The sequence below is a fragment of the Flavobacteriales bacterium genome (assembly GCA_016124845.1).
Lineage (GTDB): Bacteria > Bacteroidota > Bacteroidia > UBA10329 > UBA10329 > UBA10329.
On the sequence record WGMW01000004.1, the window covers coordinates 51,942 to 76,363 of the forward strand.

General features: G+C 47.2%; 21 protein-coding genes and 6 tRNA genes. 24 read left to right on the forward strand and 3 right to left on the reverse strand.

Annotated features, from left to right (window positions below):
- Nucleotides 1-212: 212 nt before the first annotated feature.
- Nucleotides 213-1,871 carry a tyrosine-type recombinase/integrase gene (locus GC178_01500; GenBank protein MBI1286233.1) on the reverse strand — a complete coding sequence of 553 codons (1,659 nt, stop codon included), beginning with the start codon at nucleotides 1,869-1,871 and terminating at the stop codon, nucleotides 213-215.
- A 106-nt stretch (nucleotides 1,872-1,977) separates the two neighbouring features.
- Here GC178_01500 and GC178_01505 point away from each other — a divergent pair.
- Nucleotides 1,978-2,052: transfer RNA gene (locus GC178_01505), tRNA-Arg, on the forward strand.
- 6 nt (nucleotides 2,053-2,058) lie between these two features.
- On the opposite strand, the gene GC178_01510 is transcribed toward GC178_01505, so the two are convergent.
- Nucleotides 2,059-3,774 (reverse strand): WYL domain-containing protein, encoded by a 1,716-nt coding sequence (locus GC178_01510; GenBank protein MBI1286234.1) that lies wholly within the window; start codon nucleotides 3,772-3,774, stop codon nucleotides 2,059-2,061.
- A gap of 141 nt (nucleotides 3,775-3,915) precedes the next feature.
- On the opposite strand from GC178_01510, the gene GC178_01515 reads away from it, so the two are divergent.
- From GC178_01515 to GC178_01585, 15 genes are all read left to right on the forward strand, one after another.
- Nucleotides 3,916-3,991, forward strand: a tRNA-Phe gene (locus GC178_01515).
- Between the two features lie 4 nt (nucleotides 3,992-3,995).
- A tRNA-Tyr gene (locus GC178_01520) sits at nucleotides 3,996-4,077 on the forward strand.
- Between the two features lie 209 nt (nucleotides 4,078-4,286).
- A tRNA-OTHER gene (locus GC178_01525) sits at nucleotides 4,287-4,335 on the forward strand.
- A 394-nt stretch (nucleotides 4,336-4,729) separates the two neighbouring features.
- Complete coding sequence (locus GC178_01530) at nucleotides 4,730-5,821, forward strand: slipin family protein (protein ID MBI1286235.1); 1,092 nt, start codon at nucleotides 4,730-4,732, stop codon at nucleotides 5,819-5,821.
- 13 nt (nucleotides 5,822-5,834) lie between these two features.
- Nucleotides 5,835-5,911, forward strand: a tRNA-Asp gene (locus GC178_01535).
- Between the two features lie 2 nt (nucleotides 5,912-5,913).
- Nucleotides 5,914-5,986 (forward strand) — tRNA-Lys (locus GC178_01540).
- An 85-nt stretch (nucleotides 5,987-6,071) separates the two neighbouring features.
- Nucleotides 6,072-6,779: a hypothetical protein gene (locus tag GC178_01545; protein MBI1286236.1), complete on the forward strand. Its 708-nt coding sequence runs from the start codon at nucleotides 6,072-6,074 to the stop codon at nucleotides 6,777-6,779.
- Between the two features lie 21 nt (nucleotides 6,780-6,800).
- Complete coding sequence (locus GC178_01550; protein ID MBI1286237.1) at nucleotides 6,801-7,616, forward strand: hypothetical protein; 816 nt, start codon at nucleotides 6,801-6,803, stop codon at nucleotides 7,614-7,616.
- Entirely contained in the window at nucleotides 7,613-8,986 is a 1,374-nt protein-coding gene (locus tag GC178_01555) for a hypothetical protein (GenBank protein MBI1286238.1), read from the forward strand. The genes GC178_01550 and GC178_01555 overlap by 4 nt, the downstream gene beginning before the upstream one ends.
- Before the next feature lie 118 nt (nucleotides 8,987-9,104).
- Nucleotides 9,105-10,475, forward strand: a complete 1,371-nt coding sequence (locus GC178_01560) for a hypothetical protein (protein MBI1286239.1) — start codon at nucleotides 9,105-9,107, stop codon at nucleotides 10,473-10,475.
- Nucleotides 10,476-10,493: 18 nt separating this feature from the next.
- Nucleotides 10,494-11,585: a hypothetical protein gene (locus tag GC178_01565; GenBank protein ID MBI1286240.1), complete on the forward strand. Its 1,092-nt coding sequence runs from the start codon at nucleotides 10,494-10,496 to the stop codon at nucleotides 11,583-11,585.
- A complete protein-coding gene (locus tag GC178_01570; GenBank protein ID MBI1286241.1) occupies nucleotides 11,585-13,546 on the forward strand; it encodes an AAA family ATPase in 1,962 nt (653 codons plus the stop codon). Before GC178_01565 ends, GC178_01570 begins: the two co-directional genes overlap by 1 nt.
- Nucleotides 13,539-14,807 carry a hypothetical protein gene (locus tag GC178_01575; protein MBI1286242.1) on the forward strand — a complete coding sequence of 423 codons (1,269 nt, stop codon included), beginning with the start codon at nucleotides 13,539-13,541 and terminating at the stop codon, nucleotides 14,805-14,807. Before GC178_01570 ends, GC178_01575 begins: the two co-directional genes overlap by 8 nt.
- On the forward strand, nucleotides 14,807-15,331 hold the full coding sequence (locus GC178_01580) for a hypothetical protein (GenBank protein ID MBI1286243.1): 525 nt from the start codon (nucleotides 14,807-14,809) through the stop codon (nucleotides 15,329-15,331). The genes GC178_01575 and GC178_01580 overlap by 1 nt, the downstream gene beginning before the upstream one ends.
- Nucleotides 15,324-16,919, forward strand: a complete 1,596-nt coding sequence (locus tag GC178_01585; protein MBI1286244.1) for a hypothetical protein — start codon at nucleotides 15,324-15,326, stop codon at nucleotides 16,917-16,919. Before GC178_01580 ends, GC178_01585 begins: the two co-directional genes overlap by 8 nt.
- 18 nt (nucleotides 16,920-16,937) lie before the next feature.
- Here the strand turns inward: GC178_01585 and GC178_01590 are convergent, their stop codons facing one another.
- Nucleotides 16,938-17,636, reverse strand: a complete 699-nt coding sequence (locus GC178_01590) for an NUDIX domain-containing protein (protein MBI1286245.1) — start codon at nucleotides 17,634-17,636, stop codon at nucleotides 16,938-16,940.
- A gap of 154 nt (nucleotides 17,637-17,790) precedes the next feature.
- On the opposite strand from GC178_01590, the gene prs reads away from it, so the two are divergent.
- The 8 genes from prs to GC178_01630 all read left to right on the forward strand — a co-directional run bounded on the left by prs (nucleotide 17,791) and on the right by GC178_01630 (nucleotide 24,371).
- Nucleotides 17,791-18,633, forward strand: coding sequence for a ribose-phosphate diphosphokinase (gene prs / locus GC178_01595; GenBank protein ID MBI1286246.1), 843 nt, complete (start codon nucleotides 17,791-17,793; stop codon nucleotides 18,631-18,633).
- A 3-nt stretch (nucleotides 18,634-18,636) separates the two neighbouring features.
- Nucleotides 18,637-20,130, forward strand: a complete 1,494-nt coding sequence (locus GC178_01600) for a nicotinate phosphoribosyltransferase (protein MBI1286247.1) — start codon at nucleotides 18,637-18,639, stop codon at nucleotides 20,128-20,130.
- A 9-nt stretch (nucleotides 20,131-20,139) separates the two neighbouring features.
- Nucleotides 20,140-20,667, forward strand: coding sequence for an O-acetyl-ADP-ribose deacetylase (locus GC178_01605; protein ID MBI1286248.1), 528 nt, complete (start codon nucleotides 20,140-20,142; stop codon nucleotides 20,665-20,667).
- A gap of 14 nt (nucleotides 20,668-20,681) precedes the next feature.
- Nucleotides 20,682-21,260, forward strand: a complete 579-nt coding sequence (locus GC178_01610) for a hypothetical protein (protein ID MBI1286249.1) — start codon at nucleotides 20,682-20,684, stop codon at nucleotides 21,258-21,260.
- Nucleotides 21,261-21,330: 70 nt separating this feature from the next.
- Complete coding sequence (locus tag GC178_01615; protein MBI1286250.1) at nucleotides 21,331-22,041, forward strand: hypothetical protein; 711 nt, start codon at nucleotides 21,331-21,333, stop codon at nucleotides 22,039-22,041.
- 9 nt (nucleotides 22,042-22,050) lie between these two features.
- Nucleotides 22,051-22,908 (forward strand): hypothetical protein, encoded by an 858-nt coding sequence (locus GC178_01620; protein MBI1286251.1) that lies wholly within the window; start codon nucleotides 22,051-22,053, stop codon nucleotides 22,906-22,908.
- A gap of 45 nt (nucleotides 22,909-22,953) precedes the next feature.
- On the forward strand, nucleotides 22,954-23,826 hold the full coding sequence (locus GC178_01625) for an RNAse Z (protein ID MBI1286252.1): 873 nt from the start codon (nucleotides 22,954-22,956) through the stop codon (nucleotides 23,824-23,826).
- Nucleotides 23,826-24,371, forward strand: a complete 546-nt coding sequence (locus tag GC178_01630) for an RNA 2'-phosphotransferase (protein MBI1286253.1) — start codon at nucleotides 23,826-23,828, stop codon at nucleotides 24,369-24,371. The genes GC178_01625 and GC178_01630 overlap by 1 nt, the downstream gene beginning before the upstream one ends.
- Nucleotides 24,372-24,422: the final 51 nt, after the last annotated feature.

A 24,422-nucleotide genomic window follows, 5' to 3' on the forward strand; every position in this document is an offset into this window, starting at 1 on the left:
AAAATGTGGTTTTAGAGCGTAACCATAATTTTAGATGGATAACCATCAACGCTTCTGATGAATCGGCAACTGGCTTAGGTTACGACTACCAGTTATTCAGGAGAAACAACAAACCGTTCGGTTCTAAAGCAAACATATCACGGATTTTTGACACTTTCCACAATTTGGATGAATTCGGGTGAAATTTGTTATGGATTGTACCGCATTTCTATTCACAAATCGAATTGGTCTCCCAGTGCTTTCAATACACTATCCGTTCGACCATCGTTAAACCCTGTCTTAAGATATGCATCTGTGACACCCAATGAAGAATGTGCCATTGCTTTAGAAACATCCATGGTTGAAGCACCAGAATTCATCATAATGTTTGCAAAAGAAGTCCTTGGTAAATGAGTGCTGAACGTCCTATCGATTCCAATGTGCTTCTGTAACTGCTTCAGGTGGCGATTGTAAACAATACCAGCTTTGGTGACTTTTAGGTACTGCTGTTCGTCTATGATGGAGAAATCGTTCTGCTTACCAACGTTGGCAAAGTCCGAATCTTTAAGCATTCCAAAAACGAATCTAGTGGAGGTTCGTTCGTTTGTTGCGAACTCATTAATAACGCCAACGCTATTATCAAAATGAATCCTGTTGAGTTCGGCTATTCGGGTTTTTATTTGCGTGACGAGGCTCTTGTAGAATAGCTCATAGTTCGCATAGAGAGAGCTAAAGTCAAACTTGTATAAAGAATACGTGATACGTCCTTCTGATTCAACAAACTTACAAAGACAGCCCAGTTCTGTCTTTAGTTCTTCCAATGTCATAGACATGATGACCTTTGCTGAATGCAACCAATACGACTTGTCAATAGCTACGCTAAGTGGCACATTTCCAATCAATTCATCTGGAAACCCATACGGTGGTGTCGGTAACATGCCATATTGCATTTGTTGTAAAAGCCGTAGCCGTTCTTGTTGGAGTGCACTAACATCAGCCTGAGCCTCTATCGGAGCATTTACATCCACTTCAAGCCCCAGCAGCCGCTTTAATAAATCCAAAATGATGTCCGTAATAGCAATATCGACAATCGCATTGGTTTTGAACATATTATAGACGATTCTACCATTATGAAGATTTCCATACCTCAGAGTAACGAGGTCTGACACCCTCATTCCACCTGTGAAGAACTGAAATAGAAATAGGTCGCGAGCCTTAGATAAGCGAGGAATATCAATTTTAGAATCTATAAGTTTAGTTATGTCATCTCGGTACAAACTTTCCTTCCTTTTCGGTTGTTTACGCCCATAATCATATGAATAGAAAGGGTTGTTCCCAACAATCACGCTTTTGTCCTTTTTCGCGTGACCATAGATAACCTGTAATATTTTGAGATAATGAGTGGCAGTATTGGATTCCATGCCCCCCTTCTTCATATAGAACCGAAATTGGTCTAAGAAATCTTGGGTCAACTCGGAGAACAACAAATCCGTCTTGCTCTCCGATGCCAAGAACTTCTTTAGTTTTTTGTACACGGTCTGAAGTTTTATTCGCGTACCCGTTTTATCCTTCAGCTTCGCACTGTTCAAATACCCTTGGTAAAACGCTAGAAATGATGCCTTACTGTTGGCACCATCGTATGTGTCGAACGACCTACCATCAGCCAACACCACCGAAAGGTGCTGCTCAATAGTGTCGTTGTATCCCTGGTAATCAATTTTAACCGACTTCTTGACCCTTTGTTTGACCTTATCCCAGTACTTAATGTCTAATGGAGGCAGTTTTAATGACCTTACACTGCTTTTGCGGTTTTCAACTCGCTGAAGGAACAAGTAGCCAAGAGTGTCATCTTTACTAATTTTGCGAAATATGACCTTGATACTTGAACTCATCAGTTTTGTCGAACAATTGTCAAACAAAGCTAGTATGTTCTACAAAAAATGAAGAATGTTTGATAATCAATAATCATATAAACTACTGATATTCAGTAGGTATAATGGCTTCGTAGTTCAATGGATAGAATAGAAGTTTCCTAAACTTTTGATACAGGTTCGATTCCTGTCGAGGCTACCAACCAATCTACATTTTCTCCGCCCACTCCAAACCATCAGGCAATTCGGAGGACGAAAACTCCAAGTGCAGCACCCTTCTCGGTTTCTGTTTCGCTGAGCGATTGGAAGAGTGAAGCAACAACGGCTTCATCAGCAACACGCCTCCTGCCGAAATTTCGCAATCGTACGGAATGCTGTTTTCTGTGATGGTTTTTATCTCATCCGTTGATAGAATTTTATTGTGACTTCCCGGCATTACGCGCAAACATCCATTCTCCCGGTCCGCATCATCTAAATGAACTCGAATGGTGAAGACGTTGCGATTGATCTCGACCGGTGGCAGCACGCTGATGACATCATCGCGCTCGGCCCAGCCAGTGAATCCTTCAACCTCCGCTTTTTGCTTCACATGAATGGTTCTATCCTGATGCCAACCTACCGACCAATTGGCACTCGGTTGCTTGTTCATGTAAATGGCTTTTACCAAAAACGCCTTCGGGTCGACAGACGATACCACGCGCTGCAAATTCTTGTTGAACAACATCGGCTTGAGCTCAGGAATGGCCTCGAGCAAGCCCCGCTTCACATAATTCTGATTGCTCTCCGCGTCAAACGCCTTTTCCAACAATCGGTTCATCTGCTTGATGGCGCGCTGGGAATACACATGATTCAGAATTCCGAAACCCTTGTGTTTCATCTTTCGCGAAGCACTGATCAACCCCTTTTCATTCAGATCGGTATTATAGAGGTCAATAGCCCCTTCCAATCTATCGCGTATGCTTCTTTTGAGTCGCTCCGGTTTAATGACCATCAAGCCATCTCCAAAGGCCAAAAGTTCTTTCTCCAACTCAAAATTGTGCTGAACATGAATTCTGAATGTCATGCCGTAATGGTCTCTCTCCAGCAGCTGTTGTGACCAGTGCAACGGTTTCGTCATCACGTATGGCGCATGCGTGTGATTCACGAAAAAATCAACCTCCATCGGCTTTAAAGATGGACTGACCGAAACCCCGATCGCATCTCTGAAATAATCTTCGGCATTGAAATCAGGCCTATCCCAATAGACAGCATCTGAATACTCGATCTGAATTATTCTGTCCAAGGCTGGAGTCATAAGTTGCGCCTGTCTGCCCTTGGCTCCGATGAGAAACCAACGGTTTCGGAACTCCTTCAACAGATACGGATGAAACTCGAATGTCTGCGGATGACGTGCCTTGAATGATTGGTACGTAAGCCGAATGACGTGCTTTTTGATGATGGCCTGATACAGCGGCTCCAAGAAATCCAACCCTTTCAGGTTCTCATTCTTTTCCATATCGATCACCGGTTTCTGATGCGTTTTCTGCGCGTAAACGTGGTCTTCGAGCTTCTGCACCATCGCATCCAATTCCTTGAAGTGCGAAAACCCTTTGAACTCCTTCAGAAACTCCACGGTCTCCATCAAACGACCAAGGTCTTGGTCAGTAATTGGAATGTTGGTGATACTGTAATCGCGGTCTTCGTAGGTGTAATACTTCTTATCGGTGACAACAATGGGCGCATTGTACCCCAACTTATCGCTGCGCATCATCTGAATATCACCCTGCACCGTTCTCCGGCTCACGCCTTTGTCAATGCCTTCATATTCATACAACGCATCCGAAACGGCATCAATCAGATCTTCCAATGTCCATTGGCGATAATGGTTCTGCAAACACTTATCAATGGTCTTGTAGCGAATAAGCGCGTTCCGATTTACAGGCATTTTGAACTTAATTTTTGAAAAAGTAGAAATTATTTTCTACTGCGCAAAAAGACTGCGCAGTGGGTCAGAAATCTTTGTCCAGTTCATTGAAATAAGGCCCTGGCGCAGAAGAGTGAAGAGGTTGCGTCAGGGCCACATTAAGGAGCAGTGGCAGAGATGGTCAATGCGTCCCGCTGAAAACGGGAAGATAGAGGTTCAATTCCTTTCTACTCCACCAAATTGGGAATGCGCCAGCGTTGGAGAGCTGGGCCGGACTGTAAATCCGGTGTGCAAACTGAATAGGTTCGAATCCTTTCATTCCCACGGTTCTTTGAAAATATTGTGCTTAGCACGCAAGGCCTTTCCCCGAAAGGGAAAGACGGAAAGCAACAGAAGTGACGGCCCGGGCACGGGTTTCTGTATGGCTCTGCAGTCTGATTCCAGTTGGAAGTTCAGATACTGCCCGATCCAATGTCCGTTTTCCGCCACGTTGTTGATGGGGGTTCGAATCCCTCATTCCGAAATACGGAATTAGTTCAATGGTAGAATGGCAACTCCAAAAGCGCAGGTTCGAATCCTGCCACCGAGAGATCGGTGTAGCTCAGCTGGCCAGAGCACTGGACGTTTAATCCAGGTTGAGATAGACTCATAATCTATCATCGAGAAGCGGTCACTTCTAAAAATGACCACCCGAGAAGATCGTGCTGAGTTGGTCGGTTCCGAAACTGCTTGCAGTTGACGAACAGTCTGAAAAAGGCTCTGAAGCTTCAGGATACCGCTTGAGGAATTCAGGCCACTTTCTGTTGAGGGAGATGAATGGAGAATGCGAAATGTCGCGTTCAAAAATCCATCCGAATCTGTAGAAACTGGTCCGAATGCAACATGCTCAATGCAGCTTCCGCCTTTGCCAGATGATCGGCTCAGCAAGGTCTTCTCTTTTAAGAGAAATATGAATGATGAATAAATAATAGAAACGATGAAACGAGTAAGAATTAACATCGGAAAAGTTGGTTTGGTATTCAGGTATGGCGATTTCACACGCGTTATTACCGAAGGTGTACATTGGATCGGTCTGTTTGACGAGGTCAAACTTTACGACCAGACCCAGCCTTTCTACTCCACCATCAACCTGAACATTCTTTTGCGAAACACCGAACTGGTCAGCATGCTTGAAGTGGTGGAAGTGAAAGAATCGCAGATAGCACTTCAGTTTGAGAAGGACGTTTTCAAAGGTGTGCTTACCGCAGGTTCGTACGCTTTCTGGAAAGGCGTGATCGATCATCGTTTTCAGTTGATCGACCTCTCGAACTACGAAATCGCAGCGGATGTTGAGAAAGACATCTTGACCAAACCTGAAGTATTGCGTTACGTGAGGGTTTTTGTGGTCGAGTCGTTTGAGAAAGGTCTGATGTTCGTGAATGGTGAGTTCAAGAAAGAAATGAAGGCGGGTGTGTACTACTTCTGGAAGAACACCGATGCCATCAGCTTTCAGAAAGTTGATCTGCGACAGCAGCAAATGGAGATCCCAGGTCAGGAAATTCTGACCAAGGACAAGGCTGCCTTGCGAGTGAACTTCAACGTGAAGTACAAGGTGACCGATGCACAGAAGGCGCTTGTTGAGAACAAGGACTTCGAGAAGCAACTGTACGTAGCCGTGCAAATGGCATTGCGTGAATTTGTTGGAGGCCTGGATCTGGACGAGCTGCTTGAACGCAAGGAATCCGTGAGCGACTTCGTGCTGAAAGAGGTGAAAGCCCGAGCGGTGGTGCTTGGTATCGAGATCGCAGATTGCGGTATCAAGGACATCATCCTGCCTGGCGAAGTGAAGGACATTATGAACCGTGTTCTCATTGCGCAGAAACAGGCACAGGCCAACATCATCACCCGAAGGGAAGAAACAGCCTCTACCAGAAGCTTGCTGAACACCGCCAAGCTGATGGAAGACAACGAGATGCTGTACAAGCTGAAGGAGATGGAATACGTTGAGAAGATCGCGGATAAGATCAATAGTATCACCCTCTCTGGAGGTGGTCAGGTTGTCAACCAACTGAAGGAGATCTTTACCTGATCTCCTTCACCATGGTGCCGTAGCTCAATTGGCCAGAGCACCCGACTGTCTCTCGGGCGGTTGAGGGTTCGAGTCCCTTCGGCACCGCCAATCAATCCATAGGTTCAATCGGTAGACTATCCGACTTTTAATCGGAGGGTGCAGGTTCGAATCCTGCTGGGTTGACAAAAGCCGTAATCCTGCCGTATCGACCAAATTGGTTGAATCCTACATGAATCGCATAAGATTGAGACTATTTACTTTGCGGTCGATGAGCGCAGCGGTTCAACTTGATGCAGAAAAGATCATTGCAACGATCGATCGGCTTGAAAAGCGGATAGCAGACCGATTTCCTGATTCGGGTCTGAGGAAGATCTGTGGGGAATTTCTGGAGATTGCCAGTCACAGCAAACAGAATATCGAATGGATAGGTGCTCCGAATATTCCGCTTCGCCTGTTTTCTGCCATGGCCATTCTCATTGGCCTGAGCGGATTGATCTACAGCATCACTTATATCGACCTGCGAATTGACAACACCACCTTGGGGAACATGGTAACGATCTCTGAGGCCGTATTCAACGACCTTGTTCTTATCGGTGCGGCCGTCTTCTTCGTTGTGAGTATCGAGTCGCGGGTCAAACGCAACCGCGCACTCAAATCGTTGAATGAACTGCGTGTGATCGCCCATGTGATCGACATGCTTCAGCTGACAAAGGACCCGAACCATTCCATGACCGGACGCGAAGACACGGTCAATTCACCGAAACGCACATTGTCGAAAGTGGAGCTGCAACGCTATCTCGATTATTGCTCTGAGGCAACTGCGCTCATTGCCAAGGTGGCCGCTCTGTATTCGCAGAGTTTGCCGGATGAAGTGGTGGTTGGCGCGGTCAATGAGATCGAGGTGCTCAGCACAGGATTGAGCCGTAAGATCTGGCAGAAGATCATCATTCTGAACACACGCCAGACCGAAGTGTGAGAATCATTTTATATTGAGCGCATGAAAGCATACGAGAACAATCTGGATGTTTTCGCTTCCGTTTTCAAGCGATCGCTGAAACATCATTTCAGGTTTGAGGGATTGAAACTGAATAAAATGATGGTGGTGGCAGATGAAAAGCAATTGGATCAATTGGACGCATTTGCCGAAACGTATTGCGATGCGCGACCACAGTTCGTTTATGATGAACAATTCGATTGGAACCGGCTGAAAAACTTCATCGGTCAGGAGAAACCAGATGTCATTCTTATTCAGCGTTTTCTCGGAATCCATGCGGAAGGATTGCGGTTCAGTATCGGCCCGATACTGGAAAGCATTACGCAGGAACTGAACATTCCTGTGCTGATTCTTCCCAAGGACCGTTCGGAGTTCAGGATCCGGACCATCGGCATTGGCTTCGACCACCAGATAGACAACAGCAATTTGGTGAACAGGGCCTTGCTGATGAGCAAATTTGCCACCGCGCTGCAACTCATTCACATCGAAGATGAAAGCATCTTCAACTATTACATGGATGCCATTGCCAAAATACCGGGCATCAACACGGAGTATGCTTCCAAGAATATCAGAGAGACCATTCTTGACCTTTCTGGCGATTTCTTTTCGGATGTGAAGGAAAAGTTGGCAACCGAAAACCTGCAGGTCACCGCCCGCTGCTCTTTCGGAAATGTGGCCGCAACGTATGATCGGTTGGTGTCTGAGAACAACATCGACCTGCTTGTTTTTGAGGCCGAGGACGATTCGAAACTTGCCATGCACAGCTTGGGACAGTCACTTACCATTCAATTTCCAGAAAAAGCCGTACTGCTGGTATGATGCTGAGTGCTGAAATAACCCACGTTTCTACAGGTGTTACCTTGATCTTCCTCGGTCTTCTGGTCCTGATGATCCTTGCGTTGGCCTTGGAAACCAAACTGCATGCACACAAATCGGTGATAACGGGTGTTACCGCTGGCATTGCGTTGCTGTTGGGCCAGTCGCTCGGAATCTTTGACGGGGTTGAAGCGCATAGCGGTCACATGAAATTCTATGTGGAGTTCATCGATTGGGGCGTGATCGCCATCATTCTCGGTTCAAGCATCTTCATCGATATCACTTCAAAAAGCGGCATCTTCTCGTGGTTGGCCATCAAACTCACCAAAATGACCAAGGGCGACCCGTTCCGATTATTGGTCTATTATTCTTTTCTCACGGTGGTGTTTTCAGCTTTGCTGAACAACGTAACGGCCATGCTCATTATCGGTTCGCTTACCGTGGTATCGCTTACCAACCTGAGGCGAAAGGACCTACTTCTCGGTTTTTTGCTTTGCGAAGGACTTCTGACCAACGTTGGAGGACTGCTTACGCTTATCAGTTCGGTTCCCAACATTATTGTGGGGAACACCGCTGGCATTTCGTTCGTCACATTTTTCATGATCTCTGCACCGTATGTGCTGTTGGCAACGGTTGCCACCATTCTTTTGGCCAGTAGACTTTTCGGTATCAACCGCCTAAAAACGGAAAAGGAGAAGAATGAAGCTGAGAAGCTGATCAACGATTTTGACGAGAAGGAAGGCGTTGATTCGGAATCGTTTTTCATTATCGGCTGGATCGCATTCCTGTCGTTCATCCTCGTGCTTGCCACTACCGATATCATTCCCTACATCAACCAGCTTGGAATCGGTTTCGTGGCCATGGCCTTTGGAGTGATGATGTTGCTGAAGGTGAAGAACCGAACGGAGGCCACATATCAGGTTTTGGACTGGGACCTGCTGTTCTTCTTTGCATTTCTGTTCGTGGTCATTGGTGCCATGGAACACGCACAGGTTCTTGGACTTATCGGTGGCTTTGTGGTGAAACTGATGTCGCTGGGAGATGTGGGAGGCCCACTTGCGTTGCTTTGGGCAAGCGCGCTTGCAAGTTCGGTCACCGATAATATTCCGCTTGCGGCCATGCTGGCCAAAACCATGTCATCGCTACCCGAATTTGCGCAGGGTTTCTGGTGGTCGGTGATCTACGGTGCAAATCTTGGCGGAAATATCACACCTATAGGTAGTGCATCAACCGTGGTGGCGGTCACCATCATCCAAAAAAACAACTTGAACCTTTCTTTTGTGGGCTTCATAGTAAAGGCCGTTCCATTTGCGCTGGTGCAACTTTTTCTTGCCAGCGTTTACGTCTATCTTATTGGAATTCAGGTGGGATAGAGGTGTTACAACAAAGCAAACGGAAATAATAACCGTATTGTCACAGACCTATCGTACCACTTTACCTCCAATCCATTAGATTTGGACAACAAACAATCGCAAAATCAAAACATAGGACATGTCCGACTCATTCGATCTTTTAGACCAGCTTGGAGATTCTAAGAAAGTGGAGAACCTCAAGGCCAAAATTCAAAAGCAAAAAACATCAGACGTAGTATCAAAACTCGATCAGATTGAATCTCAGATAGACCGCGCGGTCTCGGAACAGCGCGACCCGGAAGAGATCGTTTCCGGCATCATCGAATCGAATTTCGAAACCCTGAACGGAGATGTGAATCAGACCGAACAGGACTTGCAGGAACTGATGCTTCATTTGCGTGGCATGTTGGATTCATGCGGTGGCGAATTCTCCAAACTTCAGGAATTGAACCCAGAGGAACTCGGATGGATAGAACAGGCCAAAAAGAAGCTGGCCGATGCCGAAAATGAGCTTGCGGGTGCCAAAGGAATGAGCAACGCTTGGAATATCCTTTTCGGCTACAAGAACAGCCAGATCTCTAAAAAGGAGCAGGAACTGACACAGAGCCAGACCAACCTGAAGGATACGGAAGCACGCGCCAACAAAAGCTACCGCGACCGTTTGAAGAATGCAGACATTGGTGAGTCGTTGAACCGGGTGATCAGCCAAGTTCAAGGAATGGTGGGCATTATTGAGGATATGATCCTTGATGTTGAGAAGCAGATCGATGCGCTTAAAAACCGCAAGGAGCTTGCTTTTGAAACAAAGGAGAAAGCTGCGGTGGTGATGCGTGATAAGAAAAAGGAGCTCGAAGACATTGAGGCGCAACTGAAAAATGCCGAAAATGAACTTACAGAACTGCCTAACAACAGCCCTGAATACACCGAGCAGGAGAAAAAGATCGCTGATCTGCGCGAGAAGCGCGCAACGGCCAAAGGCAGTTACAATATCGCTTTGGGCATCTTTCAAAGTAAGGAGCGTTTCGTAGATCAGATCGTGATCCATTTGGAAGCGCAGACCACTACCAAAAACAACCTGAAGCAGTTGATCGGTCAGTTGAAGAGTGATACGGAAGAACGTGTCACCACCTACGAATCCGGTCTTCAGCTGATTCAAACAGCCACCGCGCAAGAGGCCGCCTCGCTCTACGAAGAAGCAGGTGTGAAGACGGATCAGAAAATAACCGAGATAGCAGCGAAGGTGCTGGTAGGTTCAGAAAAAGACCGCGTGGAACGCGTGAAGAAACACCCGGAGCGTATGACCGAGCTGCATAAAGTGCTTGTGGCCATGGCTGAAGCAACTGCCAAGTACAAGCAGGAAGATGCCAAGATCATGGAGCAGCACAGCAAGAAATTCGGTATCGATGTAAAGGAAACGTTCTCGCACCGTTACGAAAAGTCGGCCGATGCGCCTGCAGCGGCTCCCTCAGAGCCAAGCAAGGACAAATCTGTGAACGACCTCATGGAGTGATCGGCCTGACCGTATTTCATGAAAACCTCTGAAGTAGCCGAACATTTTACACCCCTCGATAGAAGCGTGCTCGAAGGTGAGCACCCTTACTACGAGTACTTCAAGTACCTGAAATTTGCGTTGGAGCAGTTCATCAACTCGGTTGACAACTACCAAGGAGATGAACCCTACGAGGCCGCGATCATCAAAGATTTCTCACAGAAGTTCCTGAATTCCATCGAGGTGCTTTCGCTGAAGTACGCATTCAATGAAACACACCCGATGTTGATCGACCTGACGGAATCAGGGTTTCCGAATCACATGGAGTTCAAGCGGCTGGAGGACGACCTGCAGCGCAAAGCGGATGAGCTGAAAGAAGGACCATCGGTGGAAACACTCAAAACGTTGATCCTGGATCAGATGATCCGAAGCAAGACCGAGCCCGTACGGTTGTTGAAACAGATCAGCAAGCGTTCGTATTTTGAGATGATCGATGGACGGAAACTTTTCAAGGAATTCGTTTCGGGGCCGTTGAAGCTCATCTCGAAGGGAAATGACTTCAACTGGCGCTATCTGTACAGTTGGGGTTCGTTCGATAGTGTCACCAATCGGCCGTACATCTACATTCTCGTGTTCGACCATCATCGCGAAGATGCAGAAGCGGAAAAAGCCCTCCACAGCTTCGGTTTTGTGGACAGCATCCGGAAGACCACGCACAACACCGCACCGCTAAAGGTGATGATCTCGGATATTGACGCATTGAGCGAACTCATTATGCCCAAGGTGCTGAAGCGCATTGCCATTGGCCCGATCTACGGAGCCTATGCACAGGATGAGCATCCGTTCACAACCATGCTCAAAAAGCGGTTCGATTACAAGGATTTCATCTTCCGCTACGATGCGGAGGTCATTTTCTCCATCGGTCAATCTCGCAAAGAGAGTTTTCTCTCCAAAGGGGAACTGCGGCAGATATTCTATATCGATGAATCGAACAAGGAGTGCATGGAAAAGATGATCTCTCGCCTCAACAAATACAGCATTACCAGCCATGCGGTGTGGCAACATCTGAGCGAATATCATCCCGAAGCACTGAATGAACTGGTAGTGCAGCCATACATATATCATCATTGATGGAGAAAACAGACTCATCCTTACTGATCATTAAAGAAGAATACCTTGAAGAGTTCAAGGAGGAAGTAACCGGTTATTTGAAAACCGTTGGTTGGGTGGCCGATGTCAATAAGACCAAAAGCGATATCGATCTTTCCTTTCTCATTCAGGCTGGTAAAGCTCTGAACCTGAACGAGACGGATGAACTTTCCATCATCCGCAACGCGGTTCGCATCAGCAACGACCGCGTCATTCTTTCCACTACGTCAAGCGTCATCCTCAATGCCCTGAAAAAGGGCTATTGTCTTGGAAAATATGTGGGCGATCAGTACAGCCGTGCCTGTGGTTTGGAACTTCTCATCCAAAAGAACAAGGACGGAAGTTTGCATCAGTCCGAACTGCCCGAATTTCACGATAAGTCGCAGACACAGGCGGCCGTGGTGTTGATGGTCGCTTCGAGTTACGTGCAATTTGCGCTTCGCGATCATCTGGCCGATGAAACGTCTTCCATCAACATCGATTTCAACGGAATTCCGGAAGTGAACCTGAACCGTCCGTCAAAGGCCATTCAGTGTTCGTTGTATTACTACGCGGCCTACCTCGAACGTTCGGGTGTGGTGAACGGTGATCTGGACTTCCTCAAGATCACCGAACTCTATTTCCAGCGATTGAGCGAAGAGGTGAAACTTCGCAAAGACGGCTTCAAATACGTGGAGCCGTTCATAGAGAACCATTACAAATTGGAAAAGACCGATTTTGTGGTTCAAGGCTTCGAAACCATGTCAACAAGTGTGACGGTCGGCATGAGTTTCAACCCCACGCGGATGGAAGACATTGTGGCCAACAAGCAGGCCAAGCACCTTTTTCAGCGTTATGCCGAACGTCTTCTCTGCTACGATCTGGAAACCAAGCGGAATCCGTTGAACGAGTTGGGCGGACTGCCGAATGTGACCATGGCAGACGGTAAACCCGGAACGGGAAAAAGTATGCTTATTGCAGCCACCGCAACGTTGCTCAAGGAACGCTGCGACCTGCTCGGGTACGACTTCCTTTTCTGGCCGCTGCCAGAGAATATCGTTTCCACTTACCAAGGCGGAACGGCCGAGCGGGCCATGGAGTGGTTCAAACCCATTCAAGACCCAACCAAGATCATTTTTGCGCCCATTGATGATGCGGAGAACAACTTGGAGGAACGTACCCGCCAAGGCGTTTCGGCCGGGGTCCGTGAGTTCATTGGCGTGTTCCTGAGAAATACCGAAGGAGCTTATGCGGTGAACTATGGCAACCGTCTCATCAGCCTGTTCACCAACATTCCCGATCAGATTGATAAAGCGGTGCTTTCCCGCATTCAGATGCGTGTAAAAATGGATGGTGCCGGAACAGACAGAGACTTTATTGATCAGGATTACCTGTGGTGGCGGAAGTACGAGAAACTTGAACAAGGCTTCGTCAACTCGCCTCCGCCAAAAGGCTACGAATACATGGCCGCTCAGAAGCGACCTGAATCGCTGAATGAACTGCTGCATCACAATTATGAGTTTACCAATGAGGATGTAAAGGCCATTTTTGATGAGACGATGGCCAACGCAGGTTCCACTTCGCACGATTTCTTCGGTGATCTCTATGCCGCCATCCAACGGAAATATCCATTCTTCTCATCTCGCGATCTACGAAACATTCAGAAAGCCGTGGATGCGCGTGTGATCGATTTCGATCTTCCCGAAATATGGTGGGAGAAACCGGAGGATTTCTTCCTGAAGGATTACGACACCAAGGTGGAAATGCTAAAGGTGCTGATGAAGGAAAACCTGAAGGGCTCCAATTTCTCGCAACTTCGGTTGTACGAGGCGTTGAATTACATCGAAACATCCATCCGCATCAACGAAACGGGCATCAACCGTGAGATAAAGGAAGCGGCCAAGCGACTGTACATACAGGGCGAGGCGCGCGAAATGGCAAGCAAAGGTCAGATCCATGATTAGACTGATCGAGTCGAAGCTGTTTGGCGACCGCCTTTTTTACATCGACAGTGCGTTGATGCAGAAGCGCTACAACCGATGTTTGGAGGACATTGGAATTGAACCCACCAAGCTCAAGAATTTCCACGTGGACGGTTGGGGCTGGAGCCCCGAAATAGCCAAGGAGAAGGACGATCGATTCTACCTGTCTCACGGACTCGCCAATCCGTTTGCCATTATCGTTTCTCCCGATCAGAAAGACTGCCCCGTGTACATGCCTTACCACACGTTTGATTGGGAGATACACAGACGTGTTTTCGAAAACTATGCGTTGCAGATAGAGGACATCACCTCGCTTAATGCCATTTGGTTCGAATTGGATCAGAACATCAGCTCCTACCGATCGCCACAGGATCTGTTGATGATGGAGGTGGTGAATCTGAAATTTAATGTGGCCGGGGATCTTGCAACTGCTGCAGCCGAACAGAAAAAACTGGTCGGCACATACCTCACCGAACCCCGTAGTTGGATGAACGCTGAACTTCGCGAACAGATCATTGCAAGTAGCAAGAAACACGGAGATCTACGCTACCGCAATCTCGATATGCCAGATTTCCCATTTTCAAATCTGTCTTCTTATTACACCTTGGCGTTCAACGGCATGTTCGTGTTCAAAAAGACCGCGGGCGGCAAACCCATCCTGATCTTCGAAGACAACTCGTCTGAGATGAGCGGGAACGGCAATCACTTGCACATTGAGTTCAATTTGGAGGACAAGAGCTTCATCCCCTACCTCTACAATTTGGATCTTTTGGACAGCGAAACGGATTGTTTTCTGGATCATATTGAGTTGCTTGAGTTGCAGTTGGAACACATGATCGTTTCTGCGGCCATGCAATTGGACGAAACCATTCCGGTGGACAAGATGACGCGCACGCAGCGAAAAGGACTGATCGGAAAATTGGAGAGCGCGTCCTTGCTGGATGAAAACTATTTCGAACTCGAAATGGTGATCAATAAACTGGTAAATGGCCCGGATAAAGTTCGGATATCGGAAAAGCTGAACCAGTACATGCTGCAACCACACGTTACAACCACTCCCGAACAGAAAACCGTACTCTGGCACCTGATCTCCAAGGTGCAGAAAAACAACCCGGTGCTACAATTTGCTTTCGATAAGACCTCGTTCTATCAAGAATACCAAACATGGAAGCCCCCAATGCAGGAATGGGCGATCGGTTGTATATTGAGAAACCGAGGCATTTACGCTAAACTCATCAAATAATGGATACGCTCCTTGCATTTTTCATTGGTCTTGCCGCTGGCATCGCCTACTATTTTCTGGATTATAAAAGTCTGACCAACAGCTATCGAAGTTGGTACAAACTGACGCACAAAGACCCGTTGCCAAATGATGTGGAGCAAGGGTTTGTGTATGCGCAGCCTTTCTCCGGCAAGCTCTATAGTGCCGTTTTCATTGCCATGATCATCACAGTAATCATCATTCTGACAGGAAGCGCAAATATTCTCATCCAGTTGCTTTATGGTGTTTTCATCATGGTCGGACTGATGGTGTCGTTTTACCTCGCTCCGCTCATTTTCCGACATGCGCCTTCCAATGTCTCCAAGCTGAAAAAGCACTTGGATAGAATTGATGAGATGGAAGCGGACCTCAAGACCGATAAATTGGAAGAGAAACCTCAGCCGGTCGAACCTGCAAAACCAGAATTGGAGGAAGGGAAAAAACCGGGTGAAGACAAGAAGGATGACGACTGGCGCAAGGGCATTAAAGATTATTTGAATGGCTGAGCAGACTCAAACGCCCGAAGAGGACAAGAACCGTATCTACTGGTTCTTCCATAACCTCAGAACCCGTATTGGCGGTGCCATTAAAGGTTGGATGAAACGACATCCGATCTGGGTTGTCATCCTTTTTCTCATTGCTCTCTATACGCTTTTTGTCGACCGAGGGAGTGTTCAACCGCTTGTACTCTTGGTACGACAATATTTGGCATTGGTGATCCTGATCTTGTTGGTATTCGGCCTGTTCGCACTTTTCATCCGAAAACGGACCTGGAAACAGGCCATTGTTCCTTCAATTCTCTTTTTGGCATTTTTGGTGTTGAGCTGGTTTGTGGGCCCATACGTTCACAATTACTTCAGTCTTTACATTCATTACGCAAAGTTGAACAAGGTGGAGCTGGCCGAAATGCCCATCTCGGGTCACGAACGGATTCAACCTGTCAATTCCATTCGCACGTTGATCAACCAAGAGGCATTGAGTGAAACAGAGGATGCCACAAACCCGCGCTTCACCAAAGGAGCAGACGGAAACTACTACTTCACAGCAGCTGTTGGGCCCGCCACTCATTATTGGATCCAACGGTTCAGCAAGCACATGTACGAAGTGCTGAATGTTCCGGCAAATCTGCCGTCACCGGTTTTTGACAGTAAGCATCGCTCCAAGGTCAATTTCGAGATCGGGGAGCAACTTCTTTTCAGCCATAAGACCGAAAATGCGGTCATCAAACGTTTCGGTATCGATGCTTTTCTGAACTGCGAACCGGCTGAACCGCTCTACCTTCGCGATGATTCTGGCAATTGGGTACAGGTGGTTCCGATCGTTCGTTGGACGGGTTTCTTTTTTCCGCGACCCGTGTTCGGTGGTGTATACATCATTCAGCAGGAGGGGGGCGATGACAATTACTTTAAACGCGTTCTTTTAGGAAAGGGAGACTTCATTTCGCCAGAGGAAATTGCACAGCACAGCTATCTTTCTGGCCAGAACCTGCAACCGACCAAAGCGTTGTACTACACGGCCAACAGCTTCAAGTTTGCCAACGGATTTTTGGCTCCGATGCCGGGTTATCACGAAGGTGATGTGCGCATTCCGGAGGTGACGAATGACCAGAACCCGATGCCTTTCATCACCTACTTTACCATTGATGGAGAAGGAAAACTCTACAACTACTTCGGTCTGGAACCTTACGAGGAGAACAAGAAAGGACTGAGTCTCAGTCTTTTCGTTCCCGGAGATAACGACCACACTGTTTATTTCATCAACCACCGGAGTGAGAAGTTCATCGGAAGCGGTGCCATCTCTGCCAAGATCGTGGAGAGCAAGAAGAACTACGATTGGTCGGTGAATTATCCGGCAGAATCGAGGCCTTTTGTCCGAAAGATCGATGGCAAGACACGGTTCTTCTGGTTGAGCACTATCGTTTCCAGAGCAGGAAGTCAGCAAGGCGAATATATCGGTGGCAGCATTCCGGAGATATGCCTGACGGATGCTGTTTATGGCAAGGTCACATGGATCCCACAGGATTCGCTGATGGATTCACAGTCTTGGGTTCGCGAAGCTCAAAGGCAAATGAAGGACTACTGGGGTGGGGAGTGACACTCAGTCGTTCTTGGTTTAAAAAGCCCGGATTTCCAAGTGCGCACCTTCCTTTAGCAAACGGTCGTAATGCTGTTTGTTGAATGCGTAGAGATTAGCAGGTCGGCCAGAGCCGGTTTGTTCTGCTTTCTCATTCAGTTCATCTAATATTTGAAGGTTCATGAATTTCTTCTTGAAGTTCCTTCGATCAATGGCACGGTCGAGAACAGAAGCGTAGAGATGTTCGAGGTCCGAGAATGGAAATTTCTTGTCTAGCAATTCGAAACCGATTGGCTGGTAGGTCACTTTAGCTCGTAATCGCTCAACGGCCGTTTCCAAAATTGTTTGATGATCGAAAGCAAGTTCTGGCAGTTCCTTGATGCTGAACCATTGGGCATCAGCGGCATCGGTGGCAGCAGCAAGTTTTCGAAACTCAGATGATTTCACCAAACAGTAATACGCCACCGAAACGATGCGTCTGCGCGGGTCACGCTCGGGTTTGCCAAACGTGTAAAGCTGCTCCAAGTACTGAACACTGATGCCCGTTTCTTCCAGCAATTCGCGCTTTACTGCGTCCTCCAGCGACTCGTCCTCGTTCACAAATCCACCTGGAATGGCCCACATTCCCTGAAAGGGTTCATACTTCCGTTTTATTAGTAGTACCGAAATGCCAGACTCCCGACTGTAGCCGAAAACCACCGCATCAACCGCCAACTCTATATTTTGCGTCTTTATCACGCAATAAAATTAGACAACGGTTCTTTCCCACAACTACTGAAATTAATCATACTGATTATCAACCAGTTAAATATATTTGCGTAAATATTACGCTTATTTGTTTGGGTGGTCACCACATTATACTGTATGTTTGTGTAACAATTACGCATTTATCATGAAAAAGCATCTGAATCTCGACAGCCAATTCGCTCCTCTGGGAAGCTCCATTTCATTCGAGCATTTCACGTTCAGCGGAGGCGAGCCGCACATTCGCATCACCGAAGATCTAGCAGCTACAGAAACAGTAGTAATCACTACTAGAATCCGCAGTTTCAACGATATGGGGCTGTTGCTTTTGGCTACGGATGCGTTGAAAAGAATGGGAATCCGTCAACTGGAACTGGTGTTGCCTTACTTCTCCGGGGCACGTCAAGATCGCGCCATGAATACAGGCGAAGCGCTTTCCGTGAAAGTATATGCCGAACTCATTAATCAACAACATTATCAAAAGGTCACTATCCTCGACCCACATAGCGAGGTAACTCCTGCCCTGTTGGAGAATGTTCAAGTTGTGAGTAATGAGTCATTCGTAAAGCAAGCTTTGGCTGAACTTACTGACTTTGTAATTGTAAGCCCTGATGGTGGAGCGTTGAAGAAGATATACAACATGGCCAAGGCTTTGGGTGGTGTTGAAGTGATCGAATGCAGCAAGAAACGCAACGTGGCAACTGGTCAACTCACGGGTTTCAAAGTTTACGCGGATGATCTGAGAGGTCAGACCTGCGTTATTATCGATGACATCTGCGATGGCGGTGGAACCTTCCTCGGCCTGGCCGAGCAGCTACGCAACCACAATGCAGGGAAATTGATTCTGGTGGTTACTCACGGCATCTTTTCTAATGGAACTGAAAAACTGAAAGAGCACTTCTCTCAGATCATCTGCACCGATTCTTTCCGAACGATAGAAGACGAAAATATCACCCAGATAAAACTTGATACAACAACCTTAAATAACTGAGCCATGAACAGCTTGAATATGACAGACGGCTACAAGGTGGATCACCGAAGCCAATACCCAACAGGTACCGAGCTTGTTTACAGCAACTGGACCCCACGCGGAACACGCATGCCAGGCGTAGAAAAGGTGGCGCTTTTCGGTCTTCAGTACTTCATCAAGAAATACCTGATCGAGGATTTCAATGAGAACTTCTTCGCGAAGCCGAAGGAAGAAGTGGTGGCAAGCTACCGCAGACGCATAACCAGCTACCTCGGACCAGATGCGATAACGTACGAACATGTGGAACAGCTCCATGACCTCGGCTACCTTCCGATTGAAATTAAGGCACTGCCCGAAGGAACAACCGTTCCACTGCGTACGGCCATGTTCACGGTTCAGAATACGATTCCAGAATTCTTTTGGGTGACGAACTTCTTGGAAACGATCATCAGCTGCATTGTCTGGCTGCCTTGCACAAGTGCCACCATCAGCTTGGAATACCGGAAAATGTTGAACCGATTTGCACAGGAAACCGGAGGCGACCTCGAATTCGTCCCATTTCAGGCACACGATTTCAGCTTCCGCGGAATGGCCGGGATGGAAGCGGCATTGATGAGTGGTGCGGCCCATCTACTCAACTTCGCTGGTACAGACACCATTCCTGCCATCGATTTTCTGGAGAAATACTACCGTGCAGATGTGGACAGGGAGCTGGTCGGAGTAAGCGTTCCAGCAACGGAGCACAGCGTTATGTGCATGGGAACGCAGGTGGATGAAATCGGAACTTTCCAGCGACTGATCACGGAAGTCTACCCGAAAGGAATTGTGAGTATTGTAAGCGACACTTGGGATTTCTGGAAGGTGCTGACCGACTACCTGCCAACGCTGAAAACCGAGATTCTGAACCGCGATGGCAAGGTGGTCATCCGACCTGATAGCGGAGATCCGGTGAAAATTGTTTGTGGCGACCCCGATGCGCCTGTAGGCACACCCGAACACAAAGGAGCGGTCGAGGTGCTGTATGAAATTTTCGGTGGAACAATTACCGAGACAGGACACAAACTACTGAATGAGCACATTGGACTGATCTACGGAGACAGCATTACTTTGGAACGTTGCAAAGCCATTTGCGAGCAACTGAAAGCCAAAGGATTTGCAAGCACGAATGTGGTTTTCGGAGTAGGCAGTTTCACCTATCAATACGTAACGAGAGACACCTTCGGGTTTGCCATGAAAGCCACTTACGGAAAGGTAAATGGCGAGGCGCGCGAGATATACAAGGATCCAAAAACCGATGATGGCACCAAGCGTAGCGCACGAGGACTTCTGGCCATTCACAAGAACGAGCTTGGAGAATTGGAAATGAAAGACCGTCTTGATCCACAGGAAGAACTCCTTGGCGAACTGAAACCCGTTTTCCGAAACGGCCAATTGTTGATTGAACTGACCTTGGAAGAAATTCGCCAGAATATGCTTCGAGAGAGCATGGTGAATACTGAAGTCAAGGCAGTACAGTAACTTCGAAAAATGAGAATCCGACTTATAAAAGGTGATATCACGAAAGTCGAAGCTGGCGCCATTGTAAATGCGGCCAACACCTCCCTGCTTGGCGGTGGCGGGGTTGATGGAGCAATTCACAGAGCAGGCGGGCCTAAAATTCTGGAGGCTTGCAGAGAGATCAGAAACCGACAAGGAGGTTGTGCTGTAGGCAAGGCCGTTTACACTCCAGCTGGTGATTTAAACGCACAAGTTGTAATCCACACCGTAGGTCCAAAATGGAACAACGACTCTTCCAACGAAGCCGAAAAGTTAGCCAGTTGCTATAGGAATTCGTTGGAATTGGCCGATTCTCTAGAGTCACGGACCATTGCGTTTCCGAACATCAGCACGGGCATTTATAGATACCCGAAGATCAAAGCTGCGGTAATTGCGGTGGAAACAATATCTGAGTTCGCCCCAATCCATCTTACAGAAGTAGTTTTTGTATGCTTCGATGATGAGAATTATCGCATCTACGAAAGCCTTTTGGCGGATTCACCTAACTTTCTGCGATAAGATTCCGCAATCTCATGACTCCTTGGCTCGAATCCTTTCAAAAACTGACCAAACTCTCTGACGAAGAGTTGATGGCCGTGGTGCAGATGGCACGTTCCGTCAGTGTCAAGCAAGGAGCGTTTTTCAGTTCGCCAGATACCACATGTACGCAGATCGCGGTGCTGCAAACAGGCATCGGAAGGGTCTACCATTTGCATGACGGAAAAGAGATCACCGACTACTTCAATACAACCACCAGAAATCCGCTGGTTTCATCATTTGTCAGTTTTCTGAAACAGAAGCCATCGCGCGAATATGTTCAGTTCCTTACCGATGCGGAGGTGCTTGTGATCAATTACAGCCAACTACAGGAACTTTATAATCGCTTCCCAAGTTTTGAGCGATTAGGTCGTTTAATGGCCGAGCAGAATTACCTGTTGGCACTCGAACGGATTGAATCGCTGCAATACCATAACGCCACACAGCGCTACGAATCATTCCTCAAACTTTACCCAGGGTTGATGAACCAGATCCCGCATCATTATGTGGCATCTTATCTGGGCGTAACGCCAGAATCTTTGAGCAGAATTCGGAAGAATTTCGCCTCCGGCTGATTTCTTACCATACATCAATGCAGGCGGTTTTTAGCCCCGATAGCTTTGAATCAAACAAAAAGCTATTGACATGGACCGCATCGAAAAAACATGGTTTCAGCTTACCAAAAGCTACAATTCCGACCCGAGATCAGCTCAAAAATGGTTCGATAAAATTGTCGGAGATCTCACTGCACCCGACCGCCATTACCACAATCTAAGTCACGTAGAACATCTGCTTTTGCTGATTGAAAAGCATGAAGCGGAGATCAGCAATCAGGAAGCTTTGCAACTGGCAGCTTTCTTTCATGATCTGATCTACATAGCAGGTAGCAGCAGCAACGAGCGCCACAGTGCCGACCAAGCAATCTTGGCCATGGCGGAATTGGGAATTCCAAAGGAAACACGCGCATCGGTTGTGCGAATGATCCTTGCTACAAAATTGCACAAGGTTGAGGCAAAGGACGAAAGTCCCGACCTTCTCCTTTTCCTTGACATGGACCTGGCTGTTCTTGGTTCAGCTGGGAGTCAATATGACGCTTACTGCAAGGCGGTGGAACTCGAATTTCAATCGTGTCCCAAATTCATGTACAAACGAGGCCGAGAGCGGTTTCTGAAAGCCACGCTCAGCCAACCGTTCATCTACCGAACAGCAACATTCCGAACTGAATTGGAAGTGGCCGCCAGAACCAATCTGAGTAGGGAATTAGCGACAATCGGTAGCATTCCATCACTGTTGGACTATCGGTCCATCATGCACAGCTGTGTCAAGCGTCATTCAAAAAATGAACTGACCTATTAAATCTTAGCCATGAAGACGTTGAGAAAGTTGACGATGAAATTGTGGTTGGAATATCAAACCACCAGTTCCGAAACCATTTGGCGATACGTATATGTATTTGGATGCTTTGCGGCCTCAATGGGCTGCATAGTATTGATTCTCTCAGAAGGTTTTTCAGCTGTGGCGTTGATAGGAATTCTGTTTTTCGCATTGGCCGGTTTTATGGGGCTGTTCCAAGAGAGGCTGGAGGAATTAAGCCAAAGGGCCGACACAGAACCGAGAAAGCCTATTGGCAACAATATCAAAAACCCATTCGACTTTATTGGAAACATTGAGTTTGGACAGCGAACCTACATCTTCGGCTTTTCATGGAAATTCGGAATGTTGTTCTATTCCATGATTGCCACGTTCGTTCATCCAATTCTGGTTCTCATTGTGTTTCGGATACTGGACGAACCTTTCGAGGAGCCGTACTCGTTTTTCGGTCTTTATTCCATTGTAATCTTGGCCGTCAGCCTGTTTATTTCTTGCACGGCAATCGGCTATAGAATTGTCGTAGGGCCTAGATCGTTCAAACTTCATTATACGCTCTTCTTCATTCCGATTACTGGGTTTAGCTGCGCCTTGGAAAAAGTGTATATGAAAGAATTCGTGGGTTATAAGGAACTAGAATATGCCGAAGAAAAAGGCCGAGTTATTATTCACAAAGACGATGACCCTTGGGCCGAAATGGGATTTGAATATTGGGTAGCAATCAACCACAAAGGCGAAAGGCACGACATCGGAGACAACGGAAATTACGAGGTGTTATACACTAAGGTCAGGAAGGCCGTTGAAAAGCATAAGCTCCGCAAAGACATAACCAACGCCCGATGGTCTTTGGTTTAACTCGGACTTTGCCGCAACCGGAACAAGCCGTTCTTTTGTGGCGAAATGGAATTCACCATCACAGGATATTCAACCGCACTTTTCTCCACATGGTATTTTGTGGAGGAACTGGGTATCCTGTTTGACGGAGGAGATGGTATTGTGAGTTCCTTATTGCACAAAGCGCGAAAAGTGAAACACGTGTTCATTTCGCATGCCGACCGTGATCATTTAACGGGACTGGGGCAGTTTTTGCAACTCAACGCTCGGGAAGGTTTTCCGATCATCTACTATCCCGCTGACTGCGGTTCTTTCCCTGCCATGGAGGAGTTCTTTTCCAAATTCGACCCACATGTAGCCAATGCTATTTGGAAACCATTGCGCAATGGTGATGAAGTTGTCATCGGGAAGGACAAACTGGTGCGAGCGGTGCGAAACGGACACGTTCCAGTAACCGGAGACATGGACAAAAGCCTCAGTTACAAAGTGATTGCACAGAAGAAAAAACTGAAGCAAGAATTTGCAGAAATGCCGCGCAACGAGTTGAATAAACTGATAGCAACAGAAGGCCGAGATCACATAACCGAGACGATTGAAACCGAAGTTTTCGGCTTTTCTGGCGATACGCCTGTAGAAGACCCGAACCGCTGGACAAACACAGAAGTACTGATCCATGAGGCGACATTTTTGGTTGGTGATGATGGCAATTCGGTGAAACGACACGGCAACAAGCACAGCACGTTGGATGATGTTTTGGAAATGGTGGCTTCGAGCAACATTCAAAAGTTGGTGCTTGGTCATTTTTCCTCGCGCTATTCTGATGAGATGATTCTGCAACAGGTAGCTGAACTCAAGCACAAACTTGGAATTCAAATCCCTATCTATTGCGTTCTGCCGGGCAGAACGTTCAGAAACATCCTTGAACAAGAACCTATCTGATGAACGAGAAACAGGTTGTAAGTGCGAGCAAATTCCTGAGTTTGATACTGAGACACAAGCCAGAAACCGTTGGCATTGAGTTGGATGAAAACGGCTGGGCAAATGTGGATACGCTTCTATCTAAAATGGCGGAACACGGAAAACCGATAACCATGGATGAACTCGGTTTTGTGGTTGAAACAAACGACAAGCAACGGTTTGCGTTTTCGGCCGATCGAACAAGTATAAGAGCCAACCAAGGGCATTCTATCGATGTGAACTTGGAGCTACAAGAACTCACTCCACCAGAATTTCTGTATCACGGAACGGCTACCCGAAACTTGGATTCCATCAAAGAATTTGGGCTGACCAAACAGCAACGCCATCATGTACATCTTTCGGAAGACCAAGCAGTGGCACATTCGGTTGGGCAACGCTATGGAAAACCAATAGTACTCGTTATCCAAGCTCTGGAAATGCAGCAGCAAGGCCACACATTTTACCGCTCAAACAATGGAGTTTGGTTAACGGATCAGGTTCCGGTCCAACACATCACAAACCTTTAAAAGAGGCTTGTTATTCCCAATAAATCCAAAAATTCGCGAGGTTACACAATT